Annotated in this window: 23 protein-coding genes; 15 read left to right on the forward strand and 8 right to left on the reverse strand. The window is 53.8% G+C overall.

Annotated elements, in window-relative coordinates; genetic code table 11:
- Positions 1-112: 112 nt before the first annotated feature.
- On the reverse strand, positions 113-460 hold the full coding sequence (locus MT343_RS00875) for a DUF962 domain-containing protein (protein ID WP_145467009.1): 348 nt from the start codon (positions 458-460) through the stop codon (positions 113-115).
- A 150-nt stretch (positions 461-610) separates the two neighbouring features.
- Between MT343_RS00875 and MT343_RS00880 the strand changes: the two genes are divergently transcribed.
- The 4 genes from MT343_RS00880 to MT343_RS00895 all read left to right on the forward strand — a co-directional run bounded on the left by MT343_RS00880 (position 611) and on the right by MT343_RS00895 (position 6,238).
- Positions 611-1,639, forward strand: a complete 1,029-nt coding sequence (locus MT343_RS00880) for an AraC family transcriptional regulator (RefSeq protein WP_145467007.1) — start codon at positions 611-613, stop codon at positions 1,637-1,639.
- Positions 1,640-1,724: 85 nt separating this feature from the next.
- Entirely contained in the window at positions 1,725-3,254 is a 1,530-nt protein-coding gene (locus tag MT343_RS00885) for an RCC1 domain-containing protein (protein ID WP_145467005.1), read from the forward strand.
- On the forward strand, positions 3,251-4,582 hold the full coding sequence (locus MT343_RS00890) for a di-heme oxidoredictase family protein (protein WP_145467003.1): 1,332 nt from the start codon (positions 3,251-3,253) through the stop codon (positions 4,580-4,582). The genes MT343_RS00885 and MT343_RS00890 overlap by 4 nt, the downstream gene beginning before the upstream one ends.
- A 435-nt stretch (positions 4,583-5,017) precedes the next feature.
- Positions 5,018-6,238, forward strand: a complete 1,221-nt coding sequence (locus MT343_RS00895) for a polyhydroxyalkanoate depolymerase (RefSeq protein ID WP_145467001.1) — start codon at positions 5,018-5,020, stop codon at positions 6,236-6,238.
- A 75-nt stretch (positions 6,239-6,313) separates the two neighbouring features.
- Here the strand turns inward: MT343_RS00895 and MT343_RS00900 are convergent, their stop codons facing one another.
- A complete protein-coding gene (locus MT343_RS00900; protein WP_145466999.1) occupies positions 6,314-7,894 on the reverse strand; it encodes a PAS domain-containing sensor histidine kinase in 1,581 nt (526 codons plus the stop codon).
- Positions 7,891-9,129: a DUF917 domain-containing protein gene (locus MT343_RS00905; protein ID WP_186435797.1), complete on the reverse strand. Its 1,239-nt coding sequence runs from the start codon at positions 9,127-9,129 to the stop codon at positions 7,891-7,893. The genes MT343_RS00900 and MT343_RS00905 overlap by 4 nt, the downstream gene beginning before the upstream one ends.
- A gap of 359 nt (positions 9,130-9,488) precedes the next feature.
- On the opposite strand from MT343_RS00905, the gene MT343_RS00910 reads away from it, so the two are divergent.
- From MT343_RS00910 to MT343_RS00945, 8 genes are all read left to right on the forward strand, one after another.
- Positions 9,489-11,099: an ATP-binding cassette domain-containing protein gene (locus MT343_RS00910; protein ID WP_145466995.1), complete on the forward strand. Its 1,611-nt coding sequence runs from the start codon at positions 9,489-9,491 to the stop codon at positions 11,097-11,099.
- Positions 11,100-11,206: 107 nt separating this feature from the next.
- On the forward strand, positions 11,207-12,367 hold the full coding sequence (gene metX, locus MT343_RS00915; RefSeq protein ID WP_145466993.1) for a homoserine O-succinyltransferase MetX: 1,161 nt from the start codon (positions 11,207-11,209) through the stop codon (positions 12,365-12,367).
- Positions 12,364-12,966: a methionine biosynthesis protein MetW gene (metW, locus tag MT343_RS00920; protein ID WP_145466992.1), complete on the forward strand. Its 603-nt coding sequence runs from the start codon at positions 12,364-12,366 to the stop codon at positions 12,964-12,966. Before metX ends, metW begins: the two co-directional genes overlap by 4 nt.
- Before the next feature lie 2 nt (positions 12,967-12,968).
- A complete protein-coding gene (locus tag MT343_RS00925; RefSeq protein ID WP_145466990.1) occupies positions 12,969-13,436 on the forward strand; it encodes a DUF4426 domain-containing protein in 468 nt (155 codons plus the stop codon).
- A complete protein-coding gene (rdgB, locus tag MT343_RS00930) occupies positions 13,433-14,047 on the forward strand; it encodes an RdgB/HAM1 family non-canonical purine NTP pyrophosphatase (protein WP_145466988.1) in 615 nt (204 codons plus the stop codon). The genes MT343_RS00925 and rdgB overlap by 4 nt, the downstream gene beginning before the upstream one ends.
- Before the next feature lie 80 nt (positions 14,048-14,127).
- Complete coding sequence (locus MT343_RS00935) at positions 14,128-14,472, forward strand: hypothetical protein (RefSeq protein WP_145466986.1); 345 nt, start codon at positions 14,128-14,130, stop codon at positions 14,470-14,472.
- A 22-nt stretch (positions 14,473-14,494) separates the two neighbouring features.
- Positions 14,495-15,637, forward strand: a complete 1,143-nt coding sequence (gene hemW / locus MT343_RS00940) for a radical SAM family heme chaperone HemW (protein ID WP_145466984.1) — start codon at positions 14,495-14,497, stop codon at positions 15,635-15,637.
- Positions 15,638-15,800: 163 nt separating this feature from the next.
- Positions 15,801-16,406: a hypothetical protein gene (locus MT343_RS00945; RefSeq protein WP_145466982.1), complete on the forward strand. Its 606-nt coding sequence runs from the start codon at positions 15,801-15,803 to the stop codon at positions 16,404-16,406.
- 88 nt (positions 16,407-16,494) lie between these two features.
- Here MT343_RS00945 and MT343_RS00950 read toward each other — a convergent pair whose 3' ends face one another.
- The 5 genes from MT343_RS00950 to ectA all read right to left on the reverse strand — a co-directional run bounded on the left by MT343_RS00950 (position 16,495) and on the right by ectA (position 21,188).
- Positions 16,495-17,442: a TPR end-of-group domain-containing protein gene (locus MT343_RS00950; protein ID WP_186435796.1), complete on the reverse strand. Its 948-nt coding sequence runs from the start codon at positions 17,440-17,442 to the stop codon at positions 16,495-16,497.
- Positions 17,418-18,869, reverse strand: a complete 1,452-nt coding sequence (locus tag MT343_RS00955) for an aspartate kinase (RefSeq protein ID WP_145466980.1) — start codon at positions 18,867-18,869, stop codon at positions 17,418-17,420. The genes MT343_RS00950 and MT343_RS00955 overlap by 25 nt, the downstream gene beginning before the upstream one ends.
- A gap of 11 nt (positions 18,870-18,880) precedes the next feature.
- On the reverse strand, positions 18,881-19,279 hold the full coding sequence (locus MT343_RS00960) for an ectoine synthase (protein ID WP_145466978.1): 399 nt from the start codon (positions 19,277-19,279) through the stop codon (positions 18,881-18,883).
- 92 nt (positions 19,280-19,371) lie between these two features.
- Complete coding sequence (gene ectB, locus MT343_RS00965; RefSeq protein ID WP_145466976.1) at positions 19,372-20,637, reverse strand: diaminobutyrate--2-oxoglutarate transaminase; 1,266 nt, start codon at positions 20,635-20,637, stop codon at positions 19,372-19,374.
- 8 nt (positions 20,638-20,645) lie between these two features.
- Positions 20,646-21,188 carry a diaminobutyrate acetyltransferase gene (gene ectA / locus MT343_RS00970; protein ID WP_145466974.1) on the reverse strand — a complete coding sequence of 181 codons (543 nt, stop codon included), beginning with the start codon at positions 21,186-21,188 and terminating at the stop codon, positions 20,646-20,648.
- Positions 21,189-21,345: 157 nt separating this feature from the next.
- Between ectA and MT343_RS00975 the strand changes: the two genes are divergently transcribed.
- From MT343_RS00975 to MT343_RS00985, 3 genes are all read left to right on the forward strand, one after another.
- The gene (locus MT343_RS00975) at positions 21,346-21,768 is read left to right on the forward strand and encodes a chemotaxis protein CheW (protein WP_145466972.1); all 423 of its coding nucleotides are present in this window, start codon (positions 21,346-21,348) and stop codon (positions 21,766-21,768) included.
- Positions 21,768-22,316, forward strand: a complete 549-nt coding sequence (locus tag MT343_RS00980; protein ID WP_328296342.1) for a MarR family winged helix-turn-helix transcriptional regulator — start codon at positions 21,768-21,770, stop codon at positions 22,314-22,316. The genes MT343_RS00975 and MT343_RS00980 overlap by 1 nt, the downstream gene beginning before the upstream one ends.
- Positions 22,317-22,598: 282 nt before the next feature.
- Positions 22,599-23,780, forward strand: coding sequence for an acetyl-CoA C-acetyltransferase (locus MT343_RS00985; protein WP_145466970.1), 1,182 nt, complete (start codon positions 22,599-22,601; stop codon positions 23,778-23,780).
- The last annotated feature ends 21 nt before the right edge of the window (positions 23,781-23,801 follow it).

The raw sequence follows: 23,801 nt of genomic DNA on the forward strand, positions 1-23,801 counted from the left end.
GGGTGTGAATGCGACATAGGTATAAATGGCTAGGTAGTTCTACGGATCGGGGGCTGGTGGCGGGAGGTGCCAGTGCGCCCCGGATTCAGGGCGCGACAGGAGAGGCAGTGGCTTACTTCTGCGGCATTTTCTGCTTGATGCGGCCGGTGAGGAAGTCTTTGATCATCACCCAGTCACCCATAAAGCTCCACAGCGGATACTTGAAGGTCGCCGGCTTGTTGTGCTCAAAAAAGAAGTGACCAATCCAGGCCTGACCGTAGGCGGCAACAAAGGCCAGTGGGATCAGTGAGTACTGACTGCTCCAGATGGCATAGCTGATGATACTGATGGCACTCAGGGTGCCGGTGTAGTGCAGCACCCGGCAGGTGCGGTTGGAATGCTCACCGAGATAAAACGGATAAAACTCCGCGAAGCTGTTGAACTCTTTGGCTGCCGGAGTGTATGCGGACTGCTTGCTCATGGTTACCTGCCTTGCCTGATGGCTTGTTATTAGTCGTTGTTGTTATGAGTTGTCTGATCTGTATTCAACATACGACAGCGTGATGAATGCAGATTGGCTTTTCGGGTCAAGTTGTTATCATAATGAGTCATTTATACCCGGAAGATTGTTATGTCACCGCCGCTACAGATCGGTCAGCCACCTCTGGCGACGACCTCCAGCGCCTGGGTGCGTTTGCTGTTGCAGGGCGCGGAAGGCTTTGGCCTTAACAGTGCGCTGCTGTGTGAACAGTCCGGAATCGACGCTGCACTGTTGCAGGAGCCGCAGGGTCGGATTCCCCAGACCCGGGTGACGGCGTTGTGGAATGCCATCACCGCGGCCTGCCCGGATGATGATCTGGCTCTGGCCATTGGCCGTGATATCCGCCTCGAGCATGCGCCGGTAATCAGCTTCGCCATGCAGTCCAGCCGTAACCTGCGTGAAGCACTGGAGCGGTTGCTGCGTTTTCACCGCCTGATCGGTGAAGCCATCGATTTACCACTGCAGGAAACCGCACAGGGTGTGCGTATCAGCTTTCATGCCCGCCAGCCCGTGCCGCTGTTGTCGTTACATACCGCCATGGTGGCGCTGGTGGCCATGGCACGCTGGCTGACCCATCAGCCGGTCAGGCCTCTGAACGTCACCCTGCGCAGCCAGCCGCCCAAACACCCGGAACGCTGGCAGCATTATTTTGGCTGCCCGGTGCAGTTCGCCGCGCCACAGAACAGTATCGAATTCAGCCATGAGCTGCTGACGACAGCCGTTGCCGGTGCCAACCCACAACAGGCTGCGGCGCAGGATCTGGCCGCGCGTCATGCGCTGCAACAGCTGAACGAGCAACAGGCGCTGGCCCATGTGCGCTACTGGATCGAGCAGTCGCTGGTACTGGGGGAGCCTGACCGCGCCTGGGTGGCTGGTTGTCTGGGATTAAGCATCAGCACCCTGCAGCGGCGCTTGCGTGCCCGTGGTGTGACCTTCAAGCAATTGCTGGAAGAGGTCCGGCGTGAGCAGGCAAAGCGCTTATTGCAGCAGGGCGTGGCGCTGCCGGAAATCGCCCTGCGGCTGGGGTATCAGGAGCAAAGCAACTTTCAGCGGGCATTCAAGCGCTGGTTTGGAAAAACGCCGGGGCAGGCGAGAGGAGGAGGTCTGGGTGGCTTATAATAATAAAATTCTTATTTGCGAATAATTATCGTTAGATGTATTGTTCGCCGCCTTTGATATTGGTTCTCATTAACGGGTGGCTGCAATGCAACGTTTATTCCTGCCGGTTTTACCGGTTCTGTTTCTGTTGGGCTGTGGTGCGGACAGTGATAACAGCAATGCTCCGGACATCACAGCACCACAACTCAGTGGTCAATTCCCTGTCGATTCGGCGATCTCGCAAAGCCGTTTGCTGACATTGACGGGCATTGTCAGCGACGACAACAAGCTGAGTAGCGTAGAAATTGTCAGCGATGGGCAAAGCTTTCCCGCTGACTTGCAGCTGGATGCCGATGGCCGCAGTGGGCAATTCAGTGCTGCACTCCGCTTGAGCGGTGGTCTCAATACGTATCAGATTGTGGTGAGCGATGCGGCTGGTAACCAGACCCGTGCAAGCCATCAGGCTTATTTCGGTAAGCGGGTTACGGCTGGTGGTGCGCACTCCGGTGCAATTGTTGAAGGCAAAACTTATGTCTGGGGCCGCAATAACAAAGGCCAGCTGGGATTGGGCATGACCAGCAAGCAGGCCAGTGATGAATCCCATCCGCTGACGCCGGTGTTACTGCCAACCAGCAAGACGTTTGTGTCGCTGGCGTTTAATCAGAATGCCTCATTGGCGCTGGCCGCTGATGGTACGGTCTGGAGCTGGGGAGACGGCGCCAATGGTCAGCTCGGGCTGGGCAGTGCAGCGGCAGAAGCGGCAGATACAAGCACCCGGCTGACGCCGGTACAGGTGCCTGGCATCACCGATGCGGTGTCTGTTGTACGTGGTTACGGTCATTCGCTGGTACTGCATAACGACGGCACAGTCTCTGCGTTTGGCAGCAATAATCTTGGCCAGTTAGGCGATGGCTCTGCCCTTAACCGTGATTATCCGGTGCGCTTAACTCTGACGGATATTGTGCAGGTAGCCGCATCGTCCGGCAGTTCTTATGCGCTGGATGAGCAGGGCGTTCTCTGGGGCTGGGGCGCCAATGACTACGCCAACCTGGGGTTAGCCAGCGAAGATACTGAGGTTCACAGCACGCCTGTGCAGATTCCGCTGCCGCAAGCGATTACTGCTGTAGCTGCCGGTCGTGATCATGTACTGGCGCTGGGTAAAAGCGGTCAGGTGTATGCGTGGGGTCTGAACTTCAGCAGTCAGGTGGGGTTATTTGTCAGCGAGCAATGGCCGGAAGTGGTCACAAGCCCGCAGCTGCTGCCGTGGTTCAGCGATGTGCAGGCGGTCTGGGCTAATGCTAATCAGAGTTTTGTGAAGCGCGCCGATGGCAAGGTCTATCCCTGGGGACAGAATATGCTTGGTACGCTGGGTATTGAGCAGGACGATGATGTCGAAGCACCACTGAGCCCGATTCTGCAATTTGATAATGCTCTGGATTTAGGTAACGGGGCGCTGCATACCCTTGGCCTGCGCGGCGATGGTCAGTTGTTCTCCTGGGGCTGGAGCTTTGAGGGATCGCTGGGTGGCAGTGATCTTATTAATCTGTGGGGCTACCGCGTACCGGTATTAGTATCCATACCCGAAGCTGCAGCGGAAGCGGCAACATCTGCGGCGATGGTGACGTCAGCGCCATGATCCGCACTGGTTATTTACTGTTAATCGCGCTGCTGCTGACCGGCTGTGGTGCCTCCGATAACTCCGGCTCCGGCGCTGGCCAACAAACGCAGGTTTGGCTGCCGGTGGGTGGCGCGGCCACGGTTGAATGGCAGGCCTCATTAGGTTTTCTTCAGTTTATTCCGGGCCTGCCACTGGAGGAGCTGGCGCAGGTCTCGCGCGGTCGTGAGCTGTTTGTTGCTGACTGGGAAATGGCTCCCGGTGCGCGTCCGCAACTCGATGGACTGGGACCGCTGTTTGTCGCCGGGGCCTGCGATCTGTGTCACACCGCCAACGGCCGTGCCGCCAGCTTACTGGCTGACGGCCAGATAGGCAGCGGTTTGCTGTTCCGTCTGGGCGACGCAAATGGCCGGCCTGATCCGCATCTGGGTGGTCAGCTGCAGCCGTTTGCCACCGTCGGGCGTGGCGAAGGCGATGTCAGCTGGCAGGATGATGGCTCTGGTAAGCCACAGTTTGTGCTGAGCAATCCGAGCCATGCACTGGCTGCTGGCATTCACCTTGGGCCACGCTTATCGCCGCAGCTTACCGGGGTCGGTTTGCTGAATCTGGTGCCGGAGGAGCAGATTCTGGCTTATGAAGATGAATCGGACAGTAACGCTGATGGTATTTCCGGCCGCGCCCATCGCCTGCAGCGCGAAGGTCAGGACTGCATTGGCCGCTTTGGCTGGAAGGCGATGCAGTGTTCGCTGCGCGGACAAAGTGCCGGTGCCTTGCAACAGGATATGGGATTAACCAGTGTGGTGAATCCACAGGAGCCCTGCACGGAACATCAGGATATCTGTACCAGCCAACCGTCCGGCGGTAATCCTGAGGTCAGCGAGGAAGCGCTGGGCCAGATCAATGAGTTCCTTACTGTGTTAGCGGTGTACGGACGACGAGTCAGCGATAACGCGGCCTTTGAACGTGGGGCGCAACTGTTTGCCCAAACCGGCTGCGCGGCCTGTCACCGGCCGACATTAACAACCGCTACCGACCCCGTGCTGGCGCCGCTGCGCGGGCAGACGATCTATGCCTATACCGATTTGCTGCTGCACGACATGGGCGATGATCTCAGCGACGGTGTCGGCGAGGGAAATGCGCAGCCACAGGAATGGCGTACACCGCCACTGTGGGGGTTGGGTTTGCTGGAAGGTGATGGTGTCAGCCGCTTCCTGCACGATGGCCGGGCGCAAACCTTACCGCAGGCGATTCTCTGGCATGGTGGCGAAGGTCTGGCAGCAAAGCAGGCATTTGAGCAGCTGAGTCAGCAACAACGGGACGATTTACTCAGCTTCTTACGCGCTATTTGAGGTTTTATCTGCGAGACATGGAGCGGACATTATGGATGATGTCCGCTTTGCCCTCCGGCCCTGGCTGTCTGTCGGGCTTTGCTCCTTTCTGTTGATCCGGTGACGGCTTTTTTCGCTGAATTTCTCATGCTAATGGGTGATTTTTGCTGCCATTCATTCGTTGCCATACAGTTTTAACGGGCCTCATATATAGCTGTCAGCGCGGCTTTTACTAGGGTCTGTGGCGTAAAAACCAGTACAGGTTGCACAAATGACCTGTGAATTTGTCTGTGCTCTTGTTTACAGAGGACAGAAATAGCTCTGATGCGTCTTCCCAAGCGGACAAAAGCTGATCTGCATTGCAGCAAAACCGCTAAGGTTTTCTGATAGGCTAGGGTTATAACAACCAGAATGTTCTCACTGTCACCCGCCGGTGGCAGTCACGGAGGAACGATCATGCTCTACAAAATGAATGCCCAGATTATGGATGCCATGCGCCCGGTGCATGTGCTCGCACGCCATACGCGCAATATGTTTTATCAGCCGTGGAATCCACTGAATTACGGCATCTTTTTTCGTACCGTACGTGCCACGATGGAGCTGACCGAACGACTGACCGATTATTACGAGCAGCCGGACTGGGATCTGGATACCACGGAAATCGATGGCCGTACGATCGGTATTGAATATAAAACCGTGATTGAAAAACCCTACTGCAATCTGCTGCATTTCCGCCGTCGTACCCGCGGTCTGGATCAGCCTAAGGTGCTGCTGCTGGCGCCGTTATCCGGTCACTTTGCTACTTTGCTGCGTGGCACTGTGCGTGAATTTTTACCGGACCATGAGGTGTATATCACCGATTGGCGCAATGCCCGTGATGTGCCCATGAGTGATGGCGGTTTCCGTTTCGATGATTACGTTGAGTACTTAATCGAATTTATGGAAAAACTGGGCCCGGATACCCACGTACTGGCGGTGTGTCAGCCCTGCGTTCCGGCGCTGGTGGCGGCCGGCTATATGGCAATGCATAACAACCCGAATCTGCCGAAAAGCATGAGCCTGATGGGTGGCCCGGTGGATGTGCGTATTAATCCGACCGATGTGAATGACTATGCTTCCGGTCGTGATCTGGAATGGTTTGAGGATAATGTTATCTGCCGCGTGCCGCCGGGTTTTAAAGGCCGTGGTCAGCTGGTTTATCCGGGGTTTATTCAGCTGACTGGTTTTATGTCGATGAATATGGACTCGCACATCAGTAAGCACTTCAAGTTTTTCAGTGATCTGGTGAAAGGCGACGGTGAAAGCGCTGAAGCCCACCGGCAGTTTTATAACGAGTATCTGGCGGTTATGGATATGCCGGCGCAATATTATCTCGACACTATCCGCCGGGTATTTCTGGAGCACCAGTTGCCTAAGGGGGAGCTGGAATTCCGTGGTGAAAAAGTTGATCTTAAGGCGATAAAAACGATGGCCCTGATGACCATCGAAGGTGAGCTTGACGATATTACCGGACGAGGCCAAACCGCCTGTGCCCTGGATTTATGCGCCGGTATTGCCAAGAGTAAAAAACAACATCTGGAAGAAGAGGGGGTTGGCCATTACGGTATCTTTAATGGCCGTAAATTCCGCGAAAGCATTGCCCCTAAAGTAAAAGCCTTTATGCAGAAACACGCCTGAGGCTTTATCAGGGCCGGGCCAATAAAAAAGCTGCCACTGTTATTAACAGAGGCAGCTTTTTTTATGCGCGTCATTTCAGGGCGCTTTTTGCGCCGCCGGTGCTTCCCGGCCGGTGTGCAAGCGGGCGATACAGCGCAGCAGTTTTTCTCCGCTCAGTGGTTTTAATACCACATCATCCATGCCAGCGTTCAGACAGGTCTGGCGATCCTGCTCCATGGCGTTGGCGGTAAGGCCAACAATAGGAATACGGCGATGATAGTCATCCATTTCACGCAGCAATTGCGTGGCACGCAGCCCATCCATTACCGGCATATGCCAATCCATTAAAATCAGATCAAAACGTTGCTGCTGACAGAAGTCGAGGGCCTCCTGACCGTGTTCGGCAACGGTTACCTTAATACCGGCATGGGACAGAATTTTTTTGGTCACTAATTGATTGGTGCGGTTATCCTCAACCAGCAGGATTTTCAGATTGGGTATCCTGGGTAACGGATCAAGCTGGTGCGGCGCCGGAATATCCTGCATTAATGCCGGATAACTGAGATTAAATTCAAACACAGAGCCTTTGCCGGGCACGCTGCTGACTTCGATATTCCCGCCTTTGGCATTCACCAGATCTTTGCAGATGGTCAGCCCCAGGCCACTGCCTTCATAACGGCGGGTGGTTGACTGATCAACCTGGCTGAAAGGACGGAATAATTTATTCATATCGTCGGCATGAATACCGATACCGGTATCGACAATCCGGAAGCGCAGCTGGTGTTCCTGGCCAAGGCGCTTACTCAGATCAATGGTCAGAGAGACGCTGCCTTCGTGGGTAAACTTAACCGCATTACTGACCAGATTCAGCAGAATTTGTTTTAGCCTGCCGCCATCACCATGCAGCTGATCGGGAATGCGGCTGTCGATATTTACGCTGAAGCGGATGTTCTTTTCCTGTATCGCATGCTGTACCAGACTCTGCACATCTTTCACTGCTTCGCGCAGAGAGAATGGCGCATTTTCCAGCCGGATATTGCCGCTGTCGATACGGGCATATTCAAGAATATCGGAGGTTTGGCGGGTCAGAGCTTCGGTGGCGTTGAGAATCAGCCGGCACAGCTCTTCTTTTTCCTGCGGATCATCACACTTGAGTAATAACTCGGCAGCGCCACGGATTCCATTTAACGGGGTACGCATTTCGTGGCTCATATTAGCCAGAAATGAGGTCTTTACTTCGTTGGCAGCTTCGGCCGCTTTCTGCGCCTGTTTCAGGCGGGTGATATTGCGCGAAATGCCAAAGATATACTGCACCTCACCGGCGGAGCCAAAAATAGGAGAAAGTGTTGTGCTCCAATATTGTGGGCTGCCATCGTGACTGGTCAGCTCCTCAACTTCTTCGTACTGAATGGGTTCTTTACGTTCCATACAGCGTTTGTAGTTGGCGCTGACCTGTTCGTACAAATCAGGGGGCATCAGTTCTCTGATGCCCATATCTTTGGGGGCGGCGGACACCAGTTCGAGGCTCAGCTGCTGCGACAGATTGGTTTTTACAAAATAAAAATCATCTTCGCCAACCCGCAGGATAAACATGTTATCGGGAGAGTTACGCCAGATCTCGTAAAACAGGTGGGTCTCAAGATCAAGGCCGCTGTCAGGACGTTTCTCTGCGCTCATTTTTCCGCCTGTTCTGTGGTGCAGAGCGTGAGATTCAGGTCTTCAATCGGAATATAGGCGGACACCGCTACGTGGTCTTCCGGGAAGGCACTGAGAATATCGTTCAGATCATCCATAAACTGGCTGATCACCGGCGTGATGCGGATGGCTTCCGGACAGGCGGTTCCCCACAGAGTACAACTCTGACCTTCGCGGATATCGGCGGTCGATAGTGGCGTACCGGCCGGTGTTGTACCATCGGCTGCCGCCAGCATGATATTGATGCAATCCGGTGCGATGGCATGTGGCCGCCCTTGTTTTACATCCCAGGCCAGCAGGCTTTCGTTTTTGTAATACACCCAGTAATCACCTGCAGGTGCACTGAAAATAATTTTGCCGACATCAAAACCACCGTGGGTACGGTTAATGATTTTGCTGATTTTACCTTCGGTAAATATGTAGTTATGGATATGCAGCAGATCGAGCAGCATTGATAACGCCGGGACGGATGAGGAACTGAGAATCTGCCGGCCGATAATCAGTGCCCGGCCGACGGAGTTATAGACCAGCGAGTTTTTCGCGGCCGGGCTCTGCAAAAAGTTGGTGTCCAGCGGATAGCAGGCCATACCACCGACCTGATGATACTCCGGCTGACTGACGGTTTCGCGGGCCTTTTCTTCCAGTTCGGCGGCGCTCAGATCGAGGAACAGGGTTGAGGCAAAAGGTTCGGCCGTCCAGTCGCAGCGCAGGCCGGCGCCGGTCTGTGTGTCGGAGGCAATCATCGCCGGACAGCTCGGTGCATCAGTTGCGGCCAGCAGGGTTTCGGTCAGGCGCGGGTCGGCACGGCCGGAGGGGTCGGCGTCGATCACGGCAATTTTGCCATCCATCATGGAGGCGATATAAAACGGGATCAGGGTATTCACCGCACCAATTTCACCGGGCAGCAGGTAAGCAATGGTTTTCTGTTCTTTTTCTTTCAGGTAAGCGCTGAGGCTTTTGAAAGCATTGACCGGAGCAGTGAAGCCGTGCCCCTCGGCGGCGGCATCGGGAGAGCCCAGATCAACCACCATCAGCGCTGTTTTATCCCGTTCCAGTTGCGTGACCGGCAGCAGGCTGACGGTACCACTCATGCGTTGCAGAAAATCGAGCGCCATACTGATCGGGCCACCGCCGCCTGAGGCAAGAAAACAGGCGCCATAAACCATGGCTTTCAGATCATCGGTATTGAGCGTGGCAGGTGTGGCAATGGGCTGCATAGCGGACTTCCTTTTCCTGAGATCTTTCAACTTTAGACCAAAGGTGAAACCACTGTATAGCGCGAAATGCCCCGTTCGCTCTGAGAATAACGACACAGAAAGCGTCAACAAAGCGAAAACGCAGCAGGAAAAGACAGTCATAATCTTGTCAGCAATGCCGCTTTTTCTTAACCTGCCACTTCTGAATTCTTCTGCGGAGTCCGCACCGACATGATTTAAACGCCCTGCTTCCGTCATTAACCCTTTTCTTTTGGTTTTAATCGGCGGGCAGGACTGCGTATGTCGGGTCTGGCAGTACCTCTCTCTTCTTACACTACCTCTGTGTACCCGCTACGCGCCTGCTGCCGCAGGAGTCGCTTATGTCCCAATCCGTTCTTCTTGAGTGCGCACATCTGTGTGCACAAAGTGCTGCAGGTGAGCATATCCTGCAGGATATTCAGCTGTCGCTGACGGCCGGCCGTTACGGTTTGTGCGGCCGTAATGGCAGTGGCAAATCATGGTTGCTGGAACTGCTGGCCGGGCAGCGCCAGGCGCAGCAGGGCCATATCCGCTGCCGTGGGCGTTGCGCCTGGTTACCGCAACAGCAGGCTGATGGCCCCCGTAACGCTCAGAGCCTGGCGGACTACTTAAATCTCAGTCTGCGTTTACAGGCTTTGCAGCGGGTGGAAGAAGGCATAGCCAGCGCCGCCGATTTTGAGCTGATCGGTGATGACTGGAGTCTGCCGCAGCGTTTGCAGCAAATTCTGCAGCCTTATGGTCTGGCGTATGAGTCAGATACTTCGGCAGCGCAGTTAGTGCAGCGTTTACAACGCCCGGCACAGGCGCTGAGTGGTGGGCAGCGTATGCGCCTGCAACTGGCGCTGCTGTTTGCATCAGAGCCCGCTGTCCTGTTACTCGACGAACCGGGCAATCATCTGGATGACAGTGGCCGGCAGTGGCTGATTGAGCAGATGGCGGCTTTTCGCGGCGTGCTGATTCTGGTCAGCCATGATGTGCAGCTGCTGCAGGCAATGGAGCATATTCTGGAGCTGCGCAGCGGCCATCTGTATCAGTACGGTGGCAACTATGATCAGTTTTTGCTGCAGCGTCAGCAGGAGCAGCAGGCATTGCTGCAGCAACTGGAAGGCAGCCGCCAGCGTCTGCAACAGGTGGAGCGCGCCACCCAGCGCAGCCAGGAAAAAGCAGCCCGCCGGGCGCAAAGCGGTAAGCGTGAGCGCCGCGATGGCAGCCAGAGCAAACTGCTGCTGGATAACAAACAACAGAGCGCGGAGCAGCAGCAGGGGCGGCAGAGCCGGGCACGCAGCCGTCAGCATGAGCAGGCTGCCCGTCAGCTGAAAGAGCGTCAGCAGCAATGGTTGCAGGAAGACAGTCCGCTCGCCCAGTGGTATCTGCCCACGACCGGAAAACTGCGCAGTGGGCTGATTCTGCAGATAACGGATCAGCCATTGCCGTACCGCCCTGAGCAGCGCCTGACCTTTGCCTTACAGCAGGGTGAGCATCTGTGGTTACGCGGTGCTAACGGCTCCGGCAAAAGCAGCCTGCTGCAGTTGCTTGCGACAGCGGGTCAGCAGCCAACGATTCTGCGCCGCAGCGAAATACGTCTGCTCGATCAGCACTGCAGTCTGCTGCATAACCATCTCAGTGCGCTGGATAACCTGCTGCAGGCAACATCACTGGATATGACCAGTGCGCGCACCTTGCTTGCCGGGGTTGGGTTAAATGCAGATGCCTGTCTGCGCCCGGCCGGCATCCTGAGCGGCGGTGAGCGTATGAAGCTGGCGTTGTTACTGGTCACCCAGCAAACTCCCGGAGCGTTGCTGTTGCTCGACGAGCCGGACAATCATCTGGACAGGCACAGCCGTGAACAACTGGCGCAGGCCTTACGGGCTTATCCGGGGGCGCTGATTCTGGTCAGCCATGACGGGCACTTTGCTGCGGGCTGCGGGATCAGCCAGACGCTGGTGCTGTAACAGCAACGGCGTGTTCAGGCTTGCTGCCGCTGCTGTCTTCTGGCGGCAAGCCTGATAAACTCCGCGCCTTAATTGTCAGCTTTCACCAACGCGGGAAACGAACGCTCATGCCGGATGTTATTCCCGACGACTCCGTCGGTCTGGTCACTCCCCAGTTACAGCATTTTGATCAGCCACTGACTCTGCGCAGTGGCCGGGTTCTGCCGCAGTACGATCTGATGTACGAAACCTATGGCAGCCTGAACGCCGATAAATCCAACGCGGTGCTGATCTGTCACGCCCTGAGCGGCGATCATCACGCCGCCGGTTACCACAGCATGGACGATAAAAAGCCCGGCTGGTGGGATACCGCCATCGGTCCCGGCAAAGCCATCGATACCAACCACTTTTTTGTGGTGGCGCTGAATAATTTAGGCGGCTGCTCAGGTTCGACCGGCCCGACCAGCATTAATCCGGAAAGCGGTGAAGTATACGGTCCGGATTTTCCGATTATGGCGGTGCGGGATTGGGTCAACAGTCAGGCGCGGCTGGCCGATGTGCTGGGCATTCAGCAATGGGCCGCCGTGGTCGGTGGTTCATTGGGTGGCATGCAGGTATTGCGCTGGTCGATTCAGTTTCCTGAGCGCGTACGCCATGCGGTGGTGATTGCTTCGGCACCGAAATTATCGGCGCAGAATATTGCCTTTAACGAAGTTGCGCGTCAGGCGATTGCCAAAGATCCGGATTTCCATGACGGCTGGTATCACAAATTCGGCACCATTCCGAAATCCGGTCTGATGCAGGCGCGCATGCTGGGGCATTTAACCTATCTGTCAGATGATGCGATGCGGCAGAAATTCGGCCGTGAGCTGAAAGAAGGCAAACTGAATTACAGCTTTGCGCCTGAATTTGAGGTGGAAAGCTACCTGCATTATCAGGGCGAAAAATTCAGTACGCGCTTTGATGCCAACACCTACATGCTGATGACCAAAGCTCTGGATTATTTTGATCCGGCGGCTGACTTTGATAACGATCTGGTGAAATGTCTGAGCCGCTCGCAGTGCGACTATCTGGTGGTTTCTTTTACCACCGACTGGCGTTTCTCTCCGGCGCGTTCGGAAGAAATTGTGAATGCCCTGATGCACGCCGATAAAAACGTCAGCTATGCCTGTATTGAATCCGACAACGGCCACGATGCTTTCCTGCTGCCGATTCCGCGTTATATGGATATTTTCAAAGCCTATATGCAGCGTGTGGCTGACGGTCTTGGCGTGGAGGGGAAAGTATGACGGTATTACGTGATGATCTGGCCATTATCCAGCAGTGGGTTAAGCCCGACAGTCAGGTACTCGATCTTGGCTGCGGTGAAGGCTCGTTGCTGAGCTACCTGAAGCGTCATAAAAATGTGCGCGGATATGGTCTGGAAATTAATCCGGAAAAAATCACGGCCTGTATTGCCAATGGCGTCAATGTTATCGAACAGGATCTGGATAAAGGTCTGAGTAATTTTGAAGATAACAGCATTGATACCGTCATCATGACCCAGGCGCTGCAGGCGGTGCAGCGCCCGGATTTATTGCTCGATGAAATGCTGCGCATCGGTGACGAAGCCATTGTCACTTTCCCGAACTTTGGTTACTGGCGTACGCGTTTTTATCTGTTGCTGAAAGGCCGTATGCCAATGTCGGAAACGCTGCCGTATAACTGGTACGACACGCCCAACATTCATATGTGTACCTTCCGCGATTTTGAGATGCTGTGCCGTGAAAAAGGCATCCGCATCCTCAATAAAACCGTGGTCGATGACCAGCATAAAGAACACTGGACGATTCGCCTGTGGCCGTCCATGCTGGGTGAAATAGCCGTTTATCACATCACAAGGAAATGATCATGAAAGCACTGACTCAGGTTTTTACCGCATGTTTATTCACCCTGTGTGCCGCCTTCAGCCCGCTGCTGCTGGCCGCTGATCGTGGCGAACAGAAGCAGGTATTTGGTGACTACGAAGTTCACTATATCGGCCTTAACTCCAGCTTCCTGCCACCGGAAGCGGCTGAAGCCTATGGCATCACCCGTTCACGGGCGCTGGGCTATATCAGCGTGTCGATTCTGCATAACGAAGAGGGCAGCGATGTGCCGGCTGCGGTCAGCGGTAAAGTGACCGGCACTATCCGCAACCTGCTCGGTCAGAGCCGCGAACTGGAATTTCAGGAAATCAAAGAAACCAATGCGGTGTATTACATCACCACTTTCCGTTTCGATGATGAAGACATGTATAACGTTAACCTGAAAGCAACTCCGGAAGGCCAGAGCCGCACCTTTGATGTGAAATTCAGCCAGCGATTTTACGAAGAATGAACAAAATAGTACTCGCCAGCGGTAACGCCGGAAAACTGCGGGAATTTTCCGCACTGTTCGACACCCATTTTGCTGGGCTGAATATTGAGCTGATTCCACAGACCCAGCTTAATGTGACAGAAGCCGAAGAAACCGGTCTCAGCTTTGTTGAAAATGCCATTCTTAAGGCACGCAATGCCTGCGCCGCTACCGGCCTGCCGGCACTGGCCGATGACTCCGGTCTTGAAGTCGATGCCCTGCAGGGCGCGCCGGGTATTTACAGTGCCCGTTATGCCGCAGCCGACGATGGTTTCGGCCAGGGCGACAGTGCCAACAATGCCAAGCTGCTGGCGGCACTTAAAGACGTTCCTGAAGCGCAGCGTACTGCCCGTTTCCAGTGCGTACTGGTGTATATGCGTCATGCCGCCGACCCGACGCCACAGGTGTTTCAGGGCTGCTGGGAAGGGCGTATTTTAACCGCGCCGGAAGGCAGCGATGGCTTTGGCTATGATCCGCTGTTCTTTGTGCCGGGCGAAGGTTGTGCAGCAGCCAGTCTGGATAAAGAGCGTAAGAATCAGCTCTCTCACCGTGGTCAGGCAATTCAGCAACTTCTGGCGCGCTGGCACGTCTGATATTTCCCCGCTCAGGGATCGCAAGTCTGGCCCGCGCTTATGGTGCGGGCTTTTTTATTATTTTTTAAAAAGAGAGATGTGTGGATATTTTTGATCAGTTAGAACAGAAAGTGTTACGTACCATCAGCAGCATCGAAACCCTGCAGCTGGATAATATGCAGCTGCAGGAAGATGTGCAGAAACTGAACAACGAACAGCAACAGACCCGCCAGCAACTGGCTGAAGCTGCTGCGCAACTGGTTGAACGCGATGCTGCAGCTCTGGCTCAGCAACAGCAGATTGAGCAACTGAATGCGCAAATACTACAAATGCAGCAAGACAACGAGCGTCTGAAAAAAGACAATACCCGACTGTCACACGAAAATAATGAATGGGCCGCGAAGGCGGAAGCTTTGTTGCAGGCCCTGGATCTGGCTGAAGTCTGAGCCGGAATTTGAGGAAGTAGTCATGCTGCATCTGCCGCCGCTGAGCCTGTATATCCACGTTCCCTGGTGTATCCGTAAGTGTCCGTATTGCGATTTTAACTCGCATCAGGCTGAAGGTGATCTGCCGGAACGGGAATATATCCGCGCATTGCTGGCCGATCTGGACGAAGACCTACGCTGGGTGCAGGGGCGTGAGATTCACAGCATCTTCTTTGGCGGCGGCACGCCGAGCCTGTTGTCGGCCAGGGCTTACGAAGCGCTGTTTAAAGGACTGAAGCAGCGCCTGACCTTTGCCAGAGATATCGAAATTACCCTCGAAGCCAACCCGGGTACGTTCGAAGCTGAAAAATTTGCAGCGTACCGCAAACTGGGAATTAACCGTTTATCCATCGGCATACAGAGCTTTCAGCCAGAACATCTGCAGAAGCTTGGCCGGGTACATGATCGCGAGCAGGCACTGCGGGCCATTAAACTGGCGAAAAAAGCCGGTTTCGATAATTTTAATCTCGATTTAATGCATGGTCTGCCGGGGCAAACTGTCGAACAGGCGCTGGACGATCTGCAGCAGGCACTGGCGTTTAAGCCCACGCATTTATCCTGGTATCAGCTGACCATAGAACCCAATACCGAATTTTATAAACGTCCGCCGCAGTTACCGGAAGACGACGCATTATGGGATATTCAGGAGGCCGGGCTGGCATTACTGGCGGAGCACGGTTTTGACCACTACGAAATATCGGCGCATTGCCAGCCGGGTAAAGCCTCGAAACATAATCTGAATTACTGGCAGTTTGGTGATTACCTTGGCATTGGCGCCGGAGCGCACGGCAAAATCACCCTGGCCGATGCCAACGTAATTTACCGCACGCAGAAAACCCGCCTGCCACGGGATTATCTCAATCCGGATAAAACCTTCCTGACCGGTAAGCAAACCATTGAGCCAGAAGATATTGGCCTCGAGTGTTTAATGAATGGCCTGCGCCTGCGTGAAGGTATGCTGGTCGAGGATTTTGAATACCGCACCGGCCTGACACTGGATTCCGTGGCAGAACCTGTGGCAAAAGCCCAGCAGCTGGGTTTATTAAATGTGGATAAACGTATTTATCCAACGGAAAAAGGCCAGCAATATCTGAATGAACTGCTGGCGCTTTTTTTAACGGAATAAACGTGAATACAAGTGAGGAAGAGTAAAGTGACACCGTCGATGGTAGATTTTCCTGTTGTTATCTAACAGCTGATGTGGCTTTTCAAATTGCGGTTGGGTTTTAGTGCTTGTAACGATAATCATAGTGTACTAGTAAATTTTATTTGAAATAAGTAGAAAAATAATGAAAGAACTATTAAAAGGCGAAGAGGACCTGGTAACAGCATTTTGGTTCGTGGGGCTGGGATATTTCTTGTTTGCAATAGGTTCTGTTGCCTTTTTTAAAATATTTGAAAATATTTTTTTGATTATTTTCTTATGGGCAATGACGATTGTTTTTTATGCTTTTTATGAAATATCTGTTTGGAGGTGTGCCGATAACTGTTCCTGGGTTGGCTGGAGTATTTTAGCCCGAATTATTGTTATCATTAGGGCTGTTTTTTACTTGACCTCATTGTATCTGAATATATTTATATCCTCTGAATATTCTGGTGCTCTCGGTTTATACTCTATAGCTGTTGACCTAATGCTAGGTGTTGTAGCTTTATGTGTATTTATATATCTAAAACTGTCTGGTCAGGAATTAATAGCGCCTGGAACATATCCGAAAGCAAAGCTGTCAAATACAAACTATATAAAAGATGCAAGGGCTAAGTTCCTGGCTGGTGACTATAAAGGTGCTTTAGCATTATTTAATATGGCTGCTTCAATTGAAGAATTAGATGATAATTCAAAAAGTTTTCAAAATTTGTGCCTTCGCCGGCTGAACCGGGATAAACACAAGGTCTGAATTTTTAACCACAACTAAAAAGCAGTGCTGGTAAGCATCACTCATCCAGCACTTTCTCTGTTCTTATTTCTGCTTCCCCAATATCCTCTCAGCTGTTTTCTTCACCGTCTTCATCCGGTGGCAATACCACCATTTCCAGAAAACGCTCATTCTGCAGCAGGCTTTCAAAGCTGATATCGCGGCCAGCCTGTAAGCGCAGGGAGTCGGCTTTATCGATGGCGTTCTGCAGATCGCGCAGGGCTTCTTCGGTTGCACCGCTTTCGGCATGGGCACAGGCACGCTGATAGAGCGCGTGGCTGTTTTCCGGGTCGACTTCCAGGGCGCGGTTGGCAAGGCTGGTTGCCCATTGTGCCTGACCCAGTAATAACGCTGCATCGGCTTTGTAAGTCAGGGCTTCAACGTCGTCCGGGCGCAGTTGCAGAATCTGATCGTAAATGGCGATTTTGCTCTGTGGCGTATTTTCCTGTGAGGCTTTCAGCCACAGCGAGTGAATTTCGTTGGTGAGTTCAATTTCTTCCTGCGCCTGGGCAATATGCCGTGATTTACGGTGCAGTTCGTCTTCGAGTTTATCCAGACGTTTTTCATAGCTGGCGGTGATACGGCGGATTTCGTCGTTGGCAAAAGCGCCAACCCGTTCTTTGATATCACGTAATGAATTCCAGCCAATTAATACCAGCAGCGTGGAAGCGCCGGCAATCAGATAGAAAAAATAGGTGACGGTATCGGTGGCATAGGTCAGCGCCTTACTGGATACATCAATTTCTTTATCGACAATTTTTTCGGTCAGTTCAACCCGCGCATCAGCAATCTGCTGACGCAGATTTTTAACCTCATCGAGCAGATAGCGTTCGGTAAAAGCGCTGTACAGCGGCGCCTGTAATTCTTCGATCGTCTGCTCTGCCTGCTGGTCGCTCTGCTGCTGTTTTTTATCGTCGCTGTCAACGGACTGTGCAGCCGCTGGCATGGCCAGGGCTGCACAGAAGGCGCTGATGCTCAGCAATAAAGTCAGGGTCAGGCGGTTTTTTGGTCTGGCCATGTATCGGATTGCTCAATCAGTTTTGAATGAAGTGCTTTTACGGCACTGGCGTAGTCGCTGTCGCTGACCAGGAACATGATGTCCACCTGACGCATGGCCTGGTGTACCGAGTGAATATTCACCCCGGCATCGGACAGTGCTCCGGCGGCCTTTTGCAACAGACCGGTAATTTTCATGTCGCTGCCGATGGCGCTGACCATGGCCAGTTTTTCGACGCGGATATCGGCCTGCTGATAGGCTTGCTGTACGCGTTCCATCAGCCAGTTAATCCGGCGTTTATTACCTTTTAAATAAAAGGTAACGGTGTTGGCGTTAAAATCTTTGGTCAGTACCCGTACCCCGGATTCCAGTACCAGATCATTCATGCGCTGGCTGTAGGACGGATCGCCGACCATATCCTGATCGAAAATCTCCAGAGCCCAGACATTGCGTGTTCCGGCAATAATTTCCACTTTAGGGGTACTACTACAGTAGTCGCTGTGAATCACAGTGCCACTGTGTTCCGGCTCAAAGGTGTTTTTAATGCGCAGCAGAATATTCTGTTTGCGCAGCCCGGCGGCGGCACGCGGGTGAATGGCTTCCATCCCGAGGTTGGCCAGCTGGTCGGCCACGTCGTAGTTGGTCTGGCCGATCGGGTGCACTTTGCCATCACCGACCAACACAGGGTCGGCGGTGCTTAAGTGGTATTCCTTGTGAATAACGGCTTCGCGCGCGCCGGTAATGGTGGCGATTTTGCTGAAGGTCATTTCGCTGTAGCCACGGTCAAAGGTGCGCATCAGCCCTTCGCGGCACTGGGTGTAGCCGGTGACGATGGGCATTTCTGTGCTCATATCGACATCACTGAAGGCCTGGGCAATATGGTCATCCAGACTCAGCTGTTCGTCGGAGCGCCAGTTGGTGAGGTCGATAAAGCGCGCGTTCACATCGTGGCTGCGCAGCAGTTGCACGGAATTAAAGGCACTGTGTGCTTCACCCAGTGCACTGAGCATTTCGCGTACACGATGTAGGTGATCATCCAGCTGGAAGTGGCCGAAGCTGCACACCACTTCCAGATGCTCGAGGCATTCCTGCACATCACGCATACGCTCCTGAATAAACTGGTCCGCGCGTTTATGCATCATGCTGTCCGGGGCAAACATTTCAGCATTGACCGCCAGCATGTTATTCAGCACTTCATGCAGTTTGTCCTGCCATGGGCGCTTCTCATCCATTTCGGCAAACAGGGCATACACTCCCGGTTCACCGCTTTTTTTATGTTCGAGCAGACCATTGGTCATACCGGCGTAAGCAGAAACGACAAATACACGCTGGTACAGGGTTTCGCCCTGCGTCTGGTGCTGGTACGGACGCAGCCAGATATTGTGCAGAACATCCTGGTACTGACTCATCGACGTGCCGCCGATTTTTTCTACCGTATGCAGAGTCATGGGGTCTCCTTTCAGGCTTTCAGAGGGTCGGCATCCAATGCATAAACGCCGTCTTTGTCGTGTACTTCGTGGCCGATTAATGGCGGATTAAAGACACAGGCCATCTGCATATCGCTGAAACCGCGCAGCAGGTGCTGATCGTGTTTGTCGAGCACATACAGTGTGCCGGGCTTGATCGGATAAACCTTGCCGTCGGCGGTGGTTTCGATTTCGCCTTCGCCGCTGATGCAGTACACCGATTCAAGGTGGTTCTGATACCAGATAGGGGTTTCGGTTCCGGCAAAAATGGTGGTGATGTGGAAGGAGAAGCCCATGTTGTCTTCTTTCAGCAGCATACGCACACTTTTCCAGTTGCCGCCGTTGATATTACGTGGGGAGTTTTCGCATTCTTCTAGAGTTCTTACGATCATAGTGATTACTCGTTATCGGTTGGATAAACCGCCAGCCGGGTTTCCCGGCGGCAGGCGGTTTTCTGATGGGCAGTATCAGTTAGGAGGGATGCTCAGGAGGCTTTGGAAATCTGCTCTGCCATCACATCGCCGATGCACTCGGCAAGAATGCCAAGGCCGGCTTTCAGGGTGTCTTCTTCGATGGTCAGTGGCGTCAGGATTTTTACCACCTGGCCGTCGGAACCGCTGGTTTCAATAATCAGGCCGCGCTTGAATGCCAGTTCGGTAATACGGCTGGCAACCTGACCATTCACACATTCCAGGCCCTGCATAATGCCGCGCCCTTTGTGCTTCATCTGGCCACCGTGCTCGGCCTGAATTTCTTTCAGGCGGCTGCGGATCAGCTGCGCTTTTTTCTTCACGCTCTGGCTGAAGCTGTCATCGGCCCAGTAGGTTTCCAGCGCCATGCGCGCGGTAATAAAGGCATGGTTATTACCGCGGAAGGTACCGTTGTGCTCGCCTGGCTTCCAGGTATCGAGTTTTTCTTTCAAAAGCACAATGGCCATTGGCAGACCGTAGCCGCTGAGGGATTTGGACAGGGTAATAACGTCCGGCTCGATACCGAATTCTTCAAAGCTGAAGAAGGTACCGCTGCGGCCACAACCCGCCTGAATATCGTCGACAATCAGCAGCATGTTGTAACGCTTACAGAGTGCCTGCAGGCCCAGCATCCAGGCGGCAGAAGCGCTGTTCAGGCCACCTTCGCCCTGAATACATTCAACGATCACGGCGGCCGGGTGTCCCAGGCCTGAAGAGCCGTCCTGCAGCGCTTTTTCAAAATAATGCAGCGTATTGAAATCGCCGAGATAGCCGTCGTACGGCATAAACTGCACACCCGGCAGCGGCATGCCGATGGCGTTTTTGTAGTAGTTGTTGGCAGTCACTGCGGCGGCGCCCTGAGTCACGCCGTGGAAACCATTGGTGAACGACACAATGGTCTGACGGCCGGTATTTTTGCGCGCAATCTTCAGTGCCGCTTCCACCGCATTGGTACCGGTCGGGCCGGTAAACTGCACTTTGTACTTCATTTTACGCGGCTTAAGGATGCGCTCGTTGAAGCTTTTCAGGAACGCCGTTTTAGCCTCGGTATGCATGTCCAGGCCATGGGTGATGCTGTCCGACTCGATGTATTCCAGCAGGGCTTTCTTAAACACCGGGTTGTTGTGCCCGTAGTTCAGCGTGCCGGCGCCACCGAGGAAGTCGATGTATTCATTGCCTTCGTTGTCAGTGAGGATGGCGTTCTGTGCCTTGGTGAAAGTCACCGGAAAAGAGCGGCAGTAGCCACGCACGTTGGATTCGAGTTCGTGATAGATATCCATGGTGTTTTTTACTCCTGTGCAAAAAGCATGAAGGGACCAATATGAACCAGCGTTTCGCTGTCGTGAGCACCGCCAAAGTGTTGTTCGCGGTCAAACAGTTCGCTGGTCTGGAGAGGGGCGCCAAGGCTGTGAGCCAGGCGACGGAAGGTATTCCACGAGGCATCGTTGCCCGGTGTGATACTGGTGTGCAGGTGATGCACAACGTGTTGATGGCGCTTAAGCAGCGCGTGCAGCATGCGACTGGCAAGACCCTGACCGCGGGCTTTGCTGTCGACCGCAACCTGCCAGACGAATAGCGTGTCGGGCTGGTGCGGCAGGCGATAGCCGGAGATAAAGCCGACCATGTCGCCGTTCTGTTCTGCCACGATGGCAGTGTCGGCAAAGTGCGAACACTGCAGCAAGTTGCAGTACATTGAATTGACATCTAAAGGCTTGCAGCGCTCAACCAGAGAGAAAACGGCATGGCCGTCAGTTGCTGCAGGCTTCCGGAAGGTAATATTGTTTTGATCTGTAATGTTTTTTTCTGACGTTTCTGTCGAAAAAGTATCCATTTCTCGCTTTCAGTTGCCACGTACCGATTAATCAGCCTGAATTTTATTCAGTTTGGCTAAGAGTTAATCATTACGGCAACTGCCATTTACTTAGAACCCTAAACAATTTAGCATCGTGGTAATTTATTTACAACTCTAAATAAAACGAGGTGAGCTGATGAACGCTCAGAAATGGCTCACATTCCGCCTGGATGAAACCTGTTACTGCCTGCCGGTGCGTCAGGTGCGTGAAGTTGCGCACTTTCAGCCGCCGGAGCCTGTTCCCGGTGCGCCGGCCGTGGTGTCAGGCATCATTAATCAGCGCGGCGATGTGGTCACAGTACTGGATGGCAGGGCGCTGCTGGGGCAGGCTGCTCAGGAGGCCACGGATGACAGCCGTATCATGACGCTGGAACTGGAGCATGAAGTGGTCGGCATGGTGATTGATCAGGTGCAGGAAATCATAGAGCTCAATGAATCGGATATTGAGCCGCCAGCGCAGACGCAGGCACTGATTCTGGGGACTTATCAGCAGGGTGATGAGTTGCTGGTTGCTCTTAATGCCGATCAGCTGGGAAAACTGCCGGAGGCTGATGGATAATGAATGTTTTGAACCCTAACGATGTTAGAATCGGCTCTTATCAGAATGATCCGGACAACGACATGAACCGCTATGATGAGGTGCTGGTAGCCCTGCGCCGTATTATCCGCGCCACCGATCTGCACTCGCGCCAGCTGAGTAAGATTGCTGGTCTGACCGCGCCGCAGTTATTGATTCTGCAATTGCTGCGTCAGCACACCGAATTAACGGTGGGTGAGGTTGCCCAGCGCGTGAGCCTGTCGCAGGCGACGGTGACCACCATTATCGACCGTTTGGAAAAGCGCGGTTTTGTTAAGCGTGAGCGCGGCAGTGCCGATAAGCGCAAAGTCTACGTGTATCTGACGCCGGAGGCGGATGCCGTGTTGCTGAATGCGCCTAAGCCGCTGCAGGAAAGCTTTGTGCAGCAGTATCAGGATCTGCACGACTGGGAGCAGACGATGATTCTCAGCTCGCTCGAGCGGGTCGCCTATATGATGGATGCCCAGCATATCGACGCTTCGCCGGTACTGGATGTGGGCGCTCTCGACCGCGTAGACCGCGACGCCTGAGTCGCGACGCCTTATCCGAATCCCCGATCTTTACCCCTGCCAAACCTGCCACTTATGGCCTGATAAGCACAAAGCCTGTTCCTGACCTGCACCAATGGCGGACGGCATCAGGCCGTCTTTCGGGTATAATGGCGCGCCTGCACCTGCCCGGCGTCCGGTTTTCACTGCGCCCGACAAAGAGGACAAGCGCCAGCCGTTGGACTGAATTAGCGGCTGAGGTTCATGAATTCGTCATCCTCGCTGTGCTACTCAATGCAGGCCCTCATATTCTGGAGAATTTCTATGACTGACGTAGTAATCGTTGCCGCTACCCGTACCGCTATTGGCTCATTTGCCGGCTCACTGGCCAGTGTTCAGGCGGTGGATCTGGGTGCGACGGTAATCCGTTCATTGCTGGAAAAAACCGGCATCAATCCGGCCGAAGTCGATGAAGTGCTGATGGGCCAGGTATTAACCGCCGCAGCGGGCCAGAACCCGGCACGTCAGGCCGCCATCAAAGGCGGTCTGGCAAATACCACGCCGGCGATGACCATTAACAAAGTGTGTGGCTCCGGTCTGAAAGCACTGCATCTGGCGGCTCAGGCAATTAAGGCCGGTGACGCAGACCTGATTATTGCCGGTGGTCAGGAATCTATGTCCAATGCGCCCCACGCTCTGCCAAATTCACGCAATGGTCAGCGTATGGGACCGTGGAACATGGTCGACACCATGATTGTGGATGGCCTGTGGGATGCGTTTAACGATTACCACATGGGTATCACCGCCGAAAATATTGCTGATGAGTATCAGATTTCCCGTGAAGAGCAGGACGCATTTGCCGCCGCTTCACAGGAAAAAGCGCTGGCTGCGATTGCTGCCGGTAAATTCAAAGATGAAATCACTCCGGTGGTAATCCCACAGCGTAAGGGCGACCCTAAGGTATTCGATACCGACGAAAACCCACGCGCTGGCACTACGGCTGCCAAGCTGGCTGAAATGCGTCCGGCCTTTAAGAAAGACGGCAGCGTTACCGCGGGTAATGCCTCTTCACTGAATGACGGTGCCGCTGCAGTGATGCTGGCCAGCCGTGAAAAGGCCGAAGCGCTGGGCCTGCCGATTCTGGCGACGATTAAGGCTTATGCCAATGCCGGTGTTGATCCGAAAATCATGGGCACTGGCCCGATTCCGGCGACTAAAAAGTGTCTGGAAAAAGCCGGCTGGACTCTGGCCGATCTGGATCTGGTAGAAGCTAATGAAGCTTTTGCCGTGCAGGCGCTGTCGGTTAATAAGGGTCTGGGCTGGGATGCAGACAAGATCAACGTTAATGGTGGTGCTATCGCTCTGGGTCACCCGATTGGTGCATCAGGCTGCCGTATTTTTGTATCGCTGCTGCATGAAATGATGCGCCGTGATGCGAAAAAAGGTCTGGCAACCCTGTGTATCGGTGGTGGTATGGGTGTTGCTCTGGCGGTAGAGCGTGCTTAAGCACGGCTTTTGCTGTTAATT

Source organism: Venatorbacter sp. C2-1 (assembly GCF_022832715.1).
Classification (GTDB): domain Bacteria; phylum Pseudomonadota; class Gammaproteobacteria; order Pseudomonadales; family Oceanobacteraceae; genus Venatoribacter; species Venatoribacter alkanivorans.